The organism is Clostridium lacusfryxellense (genome assembly GCF_018861735.1).
Classification (GTDB): domain Bacteria; phylum Bacillota; class Clostridia; order Clostridiales; family Clostridiaceae; genus Clostridium_AD; species Clostridium_AD lacusfryxellense.
In genome coordinates this window covers 1-12447 of sequence record NZ_JAHLEB010000086.1, presented here as the reverse complement: position 1 = coordinate 12447, position 12447 = coordinate 1, and the positions used below count along the sequence as shown (strand labels likewise).

The following is a 12447-nucleotide window of genomic DNA, read 5'->3' as shown; positions in this document are numbered from 1 at the left end:
TGAAAAATTTATGATTAGGTAATTCTTATTGAACCGCCGTGTACCGAACGGTACGCACGGTGGTGTGAGAGGTCGCTAAATAAATTAATTATTTAGCTCCTACTCGATTTTAAAATATAATAATTTTATTAATTTAAAACATTGACAAATAAATGAAAAGGTAATATATTGTATTTATAGGTAACATATTACTTATATCTGTAATATATTAGAAGTGCCGAGAGGATGTTAATTATGAGTAAGGTAGAAAAAATGAGTGATAGGAAGTATTTATTTGGAGTAATCTTTATAGTCGCTAACCGGGTAGATACTATGCTTGAAAGAGAATTCAAACGGTTTGGGATAACTACAAAACAATGGTTTTTATCGGTTATTATAGAAAATCTGTTTGACACGCCACCAACAATGAAAGAAGTTGCAAAGGAAATGGGAAGTTCTCATCAGAACGTCAAACAGGTTGCTTTAAAGCTAGAACAAAAGGGATTATTGATTTTACAAAAGGATAAGAGGGATGCACGTGTAACTAGACTTAAGTTATCTGAGAGCAGTAATGATTTTTGGACAAAACTTAGAGAGGAAGGTACTTCATTTACACAAACATTGTTTAAAGGTATAGAAAAAGATGAATTAGAAGTTGCAAGAAGGGTGATGCAGAAGATGCAGTTAAATATTAATGAGATGGATAATAAAAGTGAGGGAGACTAATTCGTATGAAAATGATTATTAAAGTTATTTTAGGTGTCACTTTTTTATTGGTATTAATTATTGGTGGAACTATTTTTTATATGACAAGAGGATTAGATTCTGGGGAAAATATGATTATCAACTCAATCAATCCGGCGCAACTTAAAGATGGAGTTTATAGAGGTAATTATAATGGGGGAAGATGGTCTAATGAAGTAAATATTACTTTAAAGAATAAAAGAATAATCCAAATTACTATTGCTAAAAGTGTGGTTTTTGAAAAACCAGAAGTATCTAGAGAGCTGATTAACAAAGTTATTGAAAAGCAAGATACTGATATTGATATTATAAGTGGAGCTACATTTACGAGTAAAGCATATCTGAAATCAATAGAAAATGCTCTGTTAAAATAGAAGTTAGATGGAAGGAGATTTATGATGTTATGAGTTACATCAAGATAACATTTGATTAGCCAATTATTCTTTTGAGAAATAAATTAATGGAGGTGCAAAATGAAATATTCTATTCTTGTGGGAAGCCCACGTAAAAATGGAAATACATCTAAATTATTAACTCCGTTTATTGAAGAACTTGAACTTCAACAAGTTCAATATGATTTGATTTGGCTTTATGATAAACATATTGAACCCTGTACTGCTTGTCGAAACTGTCAAAAAGACTGGACAATTTTTGGATGTCCTCATGTCGATGATATGCAGGAGATTTTCGATAAAATATATGATTGTGATGTTATTATTTTAGCTACACCAATTTATTCATGGTACTGTACACCTCCGATGAAATCAGTGTTAGACCGTTTGGTGTATGGAATGAATAAGTATTATGGTGATGAAAAAGGTCCATCTCTTTGGAACAGTAAAAAGTTAGCTATAATAACTACTTGTGGTTATAGACCAGATGTAGGAGCTGACTTATTTGAAGAGGGCATAAAACGGTATTGTAAGCACTCTCAATTAAAATATATTGGGATGCTTGCTGAAAGAGATTTTGGGTATAAATCTGAATTTATTACGGATGATAAAATTGAGCATTCTAAGTCATTTGCTCGACAGTTGATAAGAAAATAAGAGTGAATTTTCGATATATTAATTATAAATTTTTTTGAACTTTTTGTCCTGTTGTACGTTTAATAATTGTGAGGTGAAAAAAATGGATGCAATAAATATATCGAATCTTAAAAAATCTTATGACGGAAAGACCAATGCTTTAAATAATATAAGTTTGAGCATACCCAAAGGCGAAATATTTGGCTTTCTTGGTCCTAACGGCTCAGGAAAAACTACTACAGTTAGAGTTCTTAATGGAATTCTTTCATCATCCTCAGGTCATGCTGAAATTTTAGGCAAGCCTGTGAATGAGAAAAATCTTGAACTTCATAGATTATGTGGAGTTATGACTGAAAGTTCTTTCTGCTATGAAAATCTTACTACTGAGCAAAATCTTATATTCTTTGGAAGAATGCATGGTATGGAAGAAAAGCTTCTGAGGCAGCGCGTAAATTTCATTTTAAAAAGACTGGAATTACTTGATGTAAGAAATAGGAAGGTTAAAGCTCTAAGTACAGGGATGAGGAAGAGAGTTTCTCTATCGATAGCTCTTATTCATAATCCTCAAATTTTATTTCTTGATGAGCCTACTTCCGGCTTGGATCCAGAAAATGCACTTACTGTCTCAAAACTTATAAAAGAACTTGCCCGAGAAAATGAAGTTACAATCTTTCTTTGTACTCATCAGTTAAAATACGCTGAAAATATTTGCACATTGTATGGATTTATAGATAATGGTGATATTCTTGGCTTCGGTACTTTTGATGAACTTGCGTCAAGAAAAAATGCAAGTCTTCAACTAAAAATCAGAGGAAAAAACATTTCTGATAAATTAGGACTTACTCATGAAGACCATAATATATATAGTAAATCTATTTCAGGGGATACTGAAGTGAATGCTATTATATATAATATAATAGCAGGCGGTGGAGAAATTTATGATGTCCAGCAACAGAAATGGTCCCTGGAGCAACTGTATTTTAAGTATATAAAAGGCACAACTGACGGTGCATTATTGTAATAATGGGGGGGTAACATGAATAGAATTGAAAAAACATTAATTAAAAAGGATTTAAATGAGATAACAAGTTCAAAGCAGGTAATTCTGCCAATGGCTATTGTGCCCATTGTTCTCACTGTACTCATACCTTTGGCATTAATTATTGGTGTCCATTATATCGGGGATATTTCAGATGTTTTAAAAGGGATCGGACCTCTTCTAAAAAAATTGCCTTCTGAATATAAGGCATATAGTCCTGCACAATTTGTAATAAAAATTACTATGAATTATATGTTTCCATCATACTTTCTTATTATTCCCATAATGTGCTCAGGGGTTATGGGAGCCAGCAGTTTAGTAGGCGAAAAAGAACATAAGACAATGGAGACACTACTTTATACACCGATATCAATGGAACAACTGCTAAGGGCAAAAATTTTAGGTGTTTTTATACCATCCTATATTATAACTTTGCTTTCATTTATTGCTTTTGGCATAGTAATGAATATAGGCGGTTTCATATATTTTGGAGGAATTATTTTTCCAGATATAAAATGGCTCATCATTATACTTTGGATTTCACCTGCTATTAATTTCTTATCCTTAACATTAACTGTGATGGTATCAGCAAAGTCAAAAACTTTTCAGGAAGCACAGCAGGTAAGTGGGATTCTTGTTCTTCCTGTAGTTCTTCTATTGGTAGGTCAAATGACTGGAGTAATTATGCTCAATAATATTATTATGATTGCAGCAGGTGGAGTTCTACTAATAATTGATTATATATTAATAAAGAGGATTTCTTCTAAATTTATTCCTGAGAGGCTGATTTAAATAATCCAGATTATAAATAATTTAGGGTGCAGCAACAGCCAAAGTAATAAAATTGACTTAAACGGCCTTAGCCCAATTTCATTGGGCTAAGGCCGTTTAATATCTCATGATGTTGTAATTGTCATAAGCAAATACATTTAGGAGGAGGTATTGTAATGACAATGGTTTTTTCTAATATATTAACATTAAACCCAATCAAAGCAAAAGCAGAAACTGTCCCAGTGGTAGGGACATATCACGGTTTAAAAGCAGAGTATTATAAAAGTACATCAGCAACGACCTATGATTTTGCAACTCTTGTATCTACTCATGCAGATGAAACAATAAATTTCTATGATAATTTTACAAGCACACTTAAAGAGCGTACTGGTCAAAGCGAGGCTTGTGCAGTAAGATGGACAGGTAAAATTGAACCTAAATATAATGAGAATTATACATTTAATTTAGTTGGAGATAACGGCTTTAGATTATGGATTGATGGAAAACTTGTTATCGATCACTGGGTAAATGATTGGGAAATTCCTCAAACTAGCGCGCCAATTACTTTGAAAGCAGGCACTAAATATGATTTTAAAATGGAATACTTTCAAGCTACTGGGGGTGCTGATGTAAAGCTAGGATGGTCAAGTTCGAATCAAGTTAGACAAGTTGTTCCAGTAGATTGTTTATATCAGCCGGAGGGAAGCAATATACCTATAGTATCATCTATAGAACCAGTAACAGGCAGTGGTGATCAATATTCACGCCCAAAACTACCAAGTACCGTCACTGCAATTTATAACGATGATACACAAAAGCAACTAGCTGTTACGTGGGACTTTAGCGATATGACCATATTTGACAAGGTAGGTACAGTTATTGTAACAGGAAACGTTAAAGATACATCAGTTCAAGCAACTGCTACTGTGACAGTGAGTTCTTACGCAGGATGGAAAAAGCAGGAGGCCTCATTAGTGACAAAGTGGGCATCGGATGTAACTCCTAAGAATGCTCTACCTGATTATCCAAGAATGCAGATGCAAAGAAAAGAATGGAAGAACTTAAATGGCTTATGGCAGTTTCAGCAAGGGACTGCTACAGATGTGGTTCCTAAAGGAAAAGATTTAACAAGAGAAATTCTTGTTCCATATCCAATGGAATCCGCGCTATCGGGAATAATGGATCATTACGATAGGTCTTGGTACAGAAGAACATTTACAGTACCAAAAAATTGGAGGGCAAGAAGATAATATTAAACTTTGGCGCTGTTGATTGGGAATCAGAAGTTTATATAAATGGGAAAAGTCTTGGAGTGCATAAAGGCGGTTATGACCCATTTAGCTATGATGTGACACCATATATAAAAGGTACTGGACCTCAAGAATTGATGGTAAGAGTATACGACCCAACAGATGCAGCTGGTAATCCTAGAGGTAAACAAACATTAAATCAAGGGGGAATCATGTACACATCTACCAGTGGAATTTGGCAGACTGTATGGATTGAACCAGTTGATGCCACCACTAGCATTAATAATTTGAAAATAGAACCAGATGTGGATGGTGGACGCTTAAAGCTTACAGTAAACACATTAGGATTAGCTACAGGAACTACAGTTACAGCTACAATTAAGGATGGAAAATCTGTTGTGGGGACAGTGAATGGTAATGCCAATACAACTTTGTATATTAAAGTTCCAAATGCAAAGTTATGGTCTCCAGACAAACCCTTCCTTTATGATATTAAAGTCGATTTAAAAATGGGCGCAAAACTTTAGATACAGTAAATAGTTATTTTGGGATGCGTAAAATATCCATGAGTGTTATAAATGGAGTTAATAAGATACTTTTAAATAATAAGGTTACATTTCTAATGGGACCTTTAGATCAGGGATTTTGGCCTGATGGATTTTATACAGCACCAACGGATGCTGCTCTTAAGTCTGATATAGAGAAGGAAAAGGCATTAGGTTTCAACATGGTAAGAAAACATATTAAAGTGGAGCCTTCTCGGTGGTATTACTGGGCAGATAAGCTAGGAATTATGGTATGGCAGGATATGCCTTCAGAAAATTCATATATGTCTAATCCACCTACATTAGAAACTGATCAGTATGAACTAGAATTAACACGAATGGTTAAAAAGCTTCAAAACAATCCATCTATTATTATGTGGTGTATATTTAATGAAAATCAAGGTCAATTTGACCCAGCACGACTTGCAGGATTAGTTGCAAAACTTGATTCATCACGTTTAATAAATCAGGGAAGTGGCGGACCATACGATAATGCAGGTGATATCTATGACATTCATAGTTATCCACCACCAGCATGTCCTGATAGTACGACTCAGGCTAGGGTATGTGGTGAATACGGTGGCATTGGATTTAATATCCCAAACCATCAGTGGGATGCTGATATTTCAGCAAGTTATATTATTGTTGATACCCCGGGTGAATTAACAAATTTATACGATACTTTTGCAAATAGCCTTATAGATTTCAAAACCAATAAAGGTCTAAGTGCTGCGGTATATACTGAAATTACTGATGTTGAAACCGAGGTTAATGGCTTAATGACTTATGATAGGAAAATGAAAATGGATGTTAGTAAGATTAAGGCGTCTAATGACAAAATCATTAATAAGCAGATATCTTTTACTGACATATTACCTATTTCCAAAAATCAGAGCCAAACCTGGAAGTACACAACAACCACTCCAGATGCTAATTGGTTTAAAGCAAACTTTAGTGATACTTCCTGGAGTTCAGGTCAGGGTGGATTTGGTACCAAGGCAACAACAGGTGTTTCCACTTCCACAACATGGGATACAAGTGATATATGGATGCGTAAGAGTTTTAATCCAGCAAAATCAACTGCTAAGGATATAAGCAATCTGTCCTTTGATATTTTCCATGATGATGATTGTGACATTTATATTAATGGAGTTTTTGCGGCATCTGCAACCGGTTATACTACAGGTTATAAAGCATTAGAGATGAATAAAGCAGGTAAAGATGCTATTTTATCCAATGCTAATAATGTTATTGCTGTGCACTGTCATCAGATATTGGGTGGACAAGGTATTGATGTTGGAATTAGAAAGACGATTATTTCAAATCCTCCTAAGCCTAGTAAAAGTTTTAGTGACAATTTCAACAAGCTAAACAAAGATAAATGGACTAACTTCGGAGGAACTTGGGGTATAACAAGCAAGCAATATAAAGTTGCCTCAAATTCTGGAGCGAAATCTATGGCCAATAATACAAACTTCTCTGACTTTACTTATGAAATAGACATAAAAATAGGTAATACAGGATCTAATACCAATTCAGGTGTCTTATTTAGGACAAATAGTCCTGGTGTTGGAGTAGATAGTTATACCGGTTATTATGCAGGCATCGGTACTGGAGAGACTGGAACTGATAGTGGTGTAATATTGGGTAAGTCTAATGGAAGATGGACCCCTCTTTTATTTAAACCAATACCAATTGACATAACTAAAAGTCATCACATGAAGGTAATCGCAATAGGCTCAAGCATTAAGGTGTATGTTGATGATATGAGTACTCCTGTAATAGATACACTTGATACTAGCTATAACTCAGGAGCTATTGGGGTTAGAACATGGAATATAGATGCTAAATATGATAATGTTTCTGTAAATAGTTTCAAACAATAAATATAAACCTTCGAACTCTAAAGTGGAGTTCGAAGGTTTATTCTATATTAATTAATAATAGGTAGGCGCTTTTGTTCCTTGGATACATTTACACCTATATCCAATTTACGGTAATAATAGTATAATTAATTAAATGTTTTAAAGAAGCTCTCTATGAAAATAAATAACTTGTATAATGCATCACATATGAATTATACACAACAACACCTTATATCAAAATTTGAAAGGGGATTGATATGGCAAACAAAGAATTAGCTTTATACATAATGGAACAATTAGAAGGATTGGAATTTATAAAATCAATACCTATGATGGGTGGTTACTTATTCTATTATAAAGGTAGAATATTTGGTGGAAGCTACGGAACAAGCTTTATGGTGAAAATTACTAAGGCAAGTAGACATTATATGCCTAATAGCATTTCTGAAAGTCCTTATGAAGGTGCAAAGCCAATGTTACCTGTAGATATTGTCGATAATAGTGAGTTGTTAAAACAAATGGTAGAAGAAATGTATGAAGAATTACCCGAAGCAAAACCAAAAAAGAAAAAGATAAAAAAATAAAAGATTTGGACTTTAGAAATAGTTAAACGATAATCAAGGGCTTATAAATGGGGGGACTGATAAAGTTGAAATTTTTCGATACATACAAAGGATTACCTAAAAGTATATATATTATATTTTTAGCTCAAGTTACCAATCGGTTTGGTGATTTTGTATTACCGTTTCTAACTTTATTTTTAGTTAAGAAAATGGGACTTAACTATGAGAACGCTGGATTTGCAGTAATGCTTACTGCATTATCATCAATTCCAGGGTCTTTTGCTGGAGGAAAAATTGCAGACCATATTGGACGAAAAAAATCGTATATTTTCTTTCAATTGACCGCAGGATTTTTTCTTTTTTTCTGTGCTTTTGTTAGTAATCCTCAAATTATAATCACACTTGTTTGTATATCCTCATTTTTTAACGGAGGAGTGCGCCCGATTATGTCAGCAATTATAACAGACGTATTACCAGCTGAAAAAAGGCAAATTGGATTTTCAATATCATATTTGGGAATAAATTTAGGAGCGGCAATTGGACCACTTGCAGCTGGATTCTTATTTAATCATTATATACCGCTTATATTTATTGGGGATGCAATTACTTCACTCATAGCTGTAATTTTAGTAGCACTTAATATACAAGAGACATTACCAGATTATAATAACAGTAAATTTATCACAAATGAAGAAAAAAGTGAAGAAGGTAACGTGTTTACAGTTTTATTAAAACGTCCTAAAATTCTAATTTTTCTTATCATTAATATTTTTTTAAGTTTTGTATACACGCAAAATGTCTTTTCGCTACCTATTATGTTAGAACATATTTTTGGAAGTAATGGCGCAAGAAATTATGGTATTCTTATAAGTTTTAACGCAATAACGGTTCTTGTTATGACTATGTTTATAACTAATAAAATAAGGAAATGGCATCCACTAAGTTCAATAGCAATATCAGGAGTCCTAACTGCTGTTGGGTTTGGAATGATTACATTTATCAATTCAATGCCTTTATACATATTATCAACGCTTATATGGACAATAGGTGAAATTATGGTTGTGACGAATTTTGGAGTTTACATAGCAAACAATACTCCACAAAATTTTAGAGCAAGATTCAATGCAGTTACATCATTAAGCTTTGCAATAGGTGCGGCACTTGGTACGTCACTTATGGGTAAATATATGGACGGCTTTGGAATTAAAGCTGTATGGCCGTTGGTTTTCATATTGGCACTATTTGGAGCAGCTGGAATGTATGTTCTTAAGATTAAGACAGAAAAAAATATAAAGCAAGAATATCTAAAATTAAGTAGGTAAGATGTTAGTATATTTTAAAAAATGTGTTGGTGAGGCATAATCTATTTTAATTGTACCTAAATGAAGAAGGAAAAATGAATACTATAAACAAGCAAAATTTATGGGAGGTAGAATAATGTTTTTTAAAAAAAGAAAAGCAACCAAAGTAAAGTATAGATTTGAAGAAAGAAATGAGTATTTGGACAATAATGATTTTATCAATAAGTTTAGTGAGGAGTTAAATAAATTCTCTGAGATTATTGGTCTCACTATCAATGCTGATATAAACGAAAAACTAAACAATTCCTTTGTTATACCATTGGGTGGAGAATTCCTAGCTGAATATAGTCAGTCATATAATCAGTTTTTGCGTTTGGAGGAGGAACGTATTTGGAAATTAATTTTATGTGACGATACAATGGAATGCTTGAATGATACGTTGAAAAATGAAGGAAATCACACTAATCATTTGGCTTTATATTTGACAAATAATTGTACTAGCTTTGACATTAAAAAAGAATGTTTTGGTATAGATGTGAGATATTAAGTGCATTCTATCACCGGCGCTTGAACAGGCAGGTGGTATTCCTATGGGGATGGGGATATGTCAAACTTGTAAATAAGTTCGTCGTAAACAGCTGTAATAATTACTAAGGGAATCAGACGATTTGGGAATAATTATTCATTCGAATAAATTATTGAAAAGATAAATTTATATTATGGAGGTAAAGCAAATGATTGCAAACAATCTAAGTATTGGTGAGGAAATAAGGGTAATTGCTCCATCTGGGAGTTTGAGTGGACTTAATCAGGAGGTTTTTGATAAAGCTCTAAAATTTCTTACGGATAAGGGCTTTGTAATTTCCTTTTCAAAAAACAGTCGTGAAATTGATGAAACAAATTCGTCAAGTATACAATCTCGTGTTGAAGATTTACATGATGCCTTTCTTGACAAAAATGTTAAAGCTATAATTGCTTGTAACGGTGGGGCTAATGTCAATCAGATTTTAGAGTATATAGATTACTCCCTCATAGAAAATAATCCTAAAATTTTATGTGGGTTTTCTGATATTACAGCGTTGCTTAATGCCATCTATGCAAAAACAGGTTTAGTTACTTATCATGGAGCGGTTTTTGCTTTTTTAGGATATGATGATGGTATTGATAATATTGAGTATACATATCACTATTTTGAAGAATGCCTTATGAAATCTGGGGCTTATTTTATTGAGCCGTCTGAGCAAGCAAAGGAATACTATGTAATTCAAGAGGGTTCTTGTGAGGGCGAAATTGTAGGTGGAAATCTTTGTACAATGAATTTATTGCAGGGTACAGAATTTATACCTGACTTAAAAAACAAGATTTTGTTCCTTGAGGACAACAATAGCATGGGTGATTATTTCACAGTTGAATTTGACAGAAATCTGCAATCACTTGTTCAAACCACAGGATTTGACGGAGTGAAAGGTATAGTATTTGGACGTTTTGAAAGTAGTTGCAAAATGGATATACATACCATGCAAAAAATAGTTTCTACAAAAAAACAGCTTAAAAACATTCCGATAATTTTTAATGTGGATTTTGGGCACGAGTTACCGTTTGTGACATTTCCAGTAGGTGGGGTTGTAAAGATTAAAGCGAAAGATACATCAGTTTCATTAGAGATACTAAGGCATTAGTAATAAATGATGAATTGGACATGTTATGTCTATAATGGGCAGTGAAAAAAGTGTAAAACTTGATAGTTGTAGGGTATATCATTGATGCCTGAAGACGTTTATAGGTTGGAGAGATATGTATAACTTATAAAAAAATATGACATATAAAGAAGTGAAATAAATCAATAAATAGAAATTTGAAAGGGGATTTTACAATGGAAAATCTGAAAGTAGCTTTATTACAGCTTATGCCTGAAGATACTTTAGACGGCAACATACAAAAGGGATTGAAATATTGCAGAAAATCGAAGGAAATGGGTGCAGACATTGCATTGTTTCCTGAAATGTGGAGCGTTGGCTATAACATTCCTGAAGATATTGCTGAATTGAAAGCAAGCGCTGTATCTGCTAATAGTGATTTTGTTAATTCATTTGCTAAACTTGCAAAAGATCTTAATATGGCTATCGGCATAACCTTTCTTGAAAAGTACGATCCATTACCAAGGAACACCCTTTGCCTGTTTGATCGTTTTGGAAACAATGTACTTACCTATGCAAAGGTACATACCTGTGATTTTGGCGATGAATGCCGATTAACAGCAGGCAATGATTTTTATGTTGTCAGTTTAGACACTACGCAAGGCAATGTGAAAATAGGTTCAATGATTTGCTATGATAGGGAATTCCCAGAAAGTGCGAGAATTCTTATGCTAGAAGGCGCTGAGATTATATTAGTACCAAATGCTTGCCCTATGGAGATAAATCGCATTTCACAGTTGCGGACAAGAGCATATGAAAATATGGTGGGCATTGCAACTGTAAATTATCCAAAAGGCAAGCCTGATTGCAATGGTCATTCTTCCGCATTTGATGGGATCGCGTACAGACCTTTTGACTTTGGTTCAAGAGATACGCTTATTATTGAAGCTGGTGAACGAGAGGGGATTTATATAGCTGATTTTCCTATTGATGAAATCAGAGAGTATAGAAGTCGTGAAGTACATGGCAACGCATACCGCCAGCCTCAGAAATACAAATTACTTATTTCTGAAAGTATTGAAGAGCCATTCATCAGGAAGGATTACAGAAAATAGTAAAAGGAAAGTAAAAAATTAAAATGCAATCTTAATTACAGATGGTATCTTTCTTAATCCCAATTTAATAAAGAAAATAGTAACTTGAAGAGGTGATTTTATGCAAGATTTAGTATTAAAGAAAGTAGCAATAGAATATTGTGATGGTATATTTTCATATAAAGATGAGTTTATTTATAATTATGAATCAATGGATGGAACAGGATTCTTAAGAAATACGAATTCACCACAAGAATATATTGAAAAATCATTGTTGAATGAAACAGAAGAAGTAGATGGAAGAAAAGTTACAGCAACGCAATTATTAGCAATTAGGAAAAGTGATAATTGTATTGTAGGAATGATACAAATAAGGCATTTTTTAAATGATTATCTTCTACAATATGGTGGACATATAGGATATTCTGTAAGAAAGTCTGAAAGAAAAAAAGGATATGCGAAAGAAGAATTAAGGCAAGCATTGAGTTATTGTAAGGACATATTACATATTAGTAGAGTTTTGCTGTTAAACGTCAAATTATACCTAATTGAAAAGGCGTTTTATTTCTATTACTAGTAACTGATTTACGTCAGATTACCACTATAAATTCACTTTATCAATAAGAAAACA

At 33.3% G+C, this 12447-nt stretch carries 14 protein-coding genes; all 14 read left to right on the top strand.

The window, feature by feature from the left end:
• Window positions 1–234 precede the first annotated feature (234 nt).
• The 14 genes from KPL55_RS24415 to KPL55_RS24350 all read left to right on the top strand — a co-directional run bounded on the left by KPL55_RS24415 (window position 235) and on the right by KPL55_RS24350 (window position 12393).
• Window positions 235–705, top strand: a complete 471-nt coding sequence (locus KPL55_RS24415; RefSeq protein WP_216309368.1) for a MarR family winged helix-turn-helix transcriptional regulator — start codon at window positions 235–237, stop codon at window positions 703–705.
• 5 nt (window positions 706–710) lie between these two features.
• A complete protein-coding gene (locus KPL55_RS24410) occupies window positions 711–1097 on the top strand; it encodes an FMN-binding protein (RefSeq protein WP_216309367.1) in 387 nt (128 codons plus the stop codon).
• Window positions 1098–1196: 99 nt separating this feature from the next.
• Window positions 1197–1772 (top strand): flavodoxin family protein, encoded by a 576-nt coding sequence (locus tag KPL55_RS24405; RefSeq protein ID WP_216309366.1) that lies wholly within the window; start codon window positions 1197–1199, stop codon window positions 1770–1772.
• An 82-nt stretch (window positions 1773–1854) separates the two neighbouring features.
• Window positions 1855–2772, top strand: coding sequence for an ABC transporter ATP-binding protein (locus KPL55_RS24400; protein WP_216309365.1), 918 nt, complete (start codon window positions 1855–1857; stop codon window positions 2770–2772).
• Window positions 2773–2787: 15 nt separating this feature from the next.
• Entirely contained in the window at window positions 2788–3582 is a 795-nt protein-coding gene (locus KPL55_RS24395; RefSeq protein ID WP_216309364.1) for an ABC transporter permease subunit, read from the top strand.
• Between the two features lie 155 nt (window positions 3583–3737).
• Window positions 3738–4811 carry a PA14 domain-containing protein gene (locus KPL55_RS24390; RefSeq protein WP_216309363.1) on the top strand — a complete coding sequence of 358 codons (1074 nt, stop codon included), beginning with the start codon at window positions 3738–3740 and terminating at the stop codon, window positions 4809–4811.
• Window positions 4793–5338 carry a sugar-binding domain-containing protein gene (locus KPL55_RS24385; RefSeq protein WP_216309362.1) on the top strand — a complete coding sequence of 182 codons (546 nt, stop codon included), beginning with the start codon at window positions 4793–4795 and terminating at the stop codon, window positions 5336–5338. The genes KPL55_RS24390 and KPL55_RS24385 overlap by 19 nt, the downstream gene beginning before the upstream one ends.
• Window positions 5339–5376: 38 nt before the next feature.
• On the top strand, window positions 5377–7242 hold the full coding sequence (locus KPL55_RS24380; protein ID WP_216309361.1) for a 3-keto-disaccharide hydrolase: 1866 nt from the start codon (window positions 5377–5379) through the stop codon (window positions 7240–7242).
• Window positions 7243–7478: 236 nt separating this feature from the next.
• Window positions 7479–7805, top strand: coding sequence for a TfoX/Sxy family protein (locus KPL55_RS24375; protein WP_216309360.1), 327 nt, complete (start codon window positions 7479–7481; stop codon window positions 7803–7805).
• A 65-nt stretch (window positions 7806–7870) separates the two neighbouring features.
• Window positions 7871–9106 carry an MDR family MFS transporter gene (locus KPL55_RS24370; RefSeq protein WP_216309359.1) on the top strand — a complete coding sequence of 412 codons (1236 nt, stop codon included), beginning with the start codon at window positions 7871–7873 and terminating at the stop codon, window positions 9104–9106.
• Window positions 9107–9221: 115 nt separating this feature from the next.
• Complete coding sequence (locus KPL55_RS24365; protein WP_216309358.1) at window positions 9222–9632, top strand: hypothetical protein; 411 nt, start codon at window positions 9222–9224, stop codon at window positions 9630–9632.
• A 187-nt stretch (window positions 9633–9819) separates the two neighbouring features.
• Entirely contained in the window at window positions 9820–10764 is a 945-nt protein-coding gene (locus KPL55_RS24360; RefSeq protein ID WP_216309357.1) for a S66 family peptidase, read from the top strand.
• Between the two features lie 194 nt (window positions 10765–10958).
• Window positions 10959–11837 (top strand): carbon-nitrogen hydrolase family protein, encoded by an 879-nt coding sequence (locus KPL55_RS24355; RefSeq protein WP_216309356.1) that lies wholly within the window; start codon window positions 10959–10961, stop codon window positions 11835–11837.
• Between the two features lie 100 nt (window positions 11838–11937).
• Window positions 11938–12393: a GNAT family N-acetyltransferase gene (locus KPL55_RS24350; RefSeq protein ID WP_216309355.1), complete on the top strand. Its 456-nt coding sequence runs from the start codon at window positions 11938–11940 to the stop codon at window positions 12391–12393.
• Window positions 12394–12447: the final 54 nt, after the last annotated feature.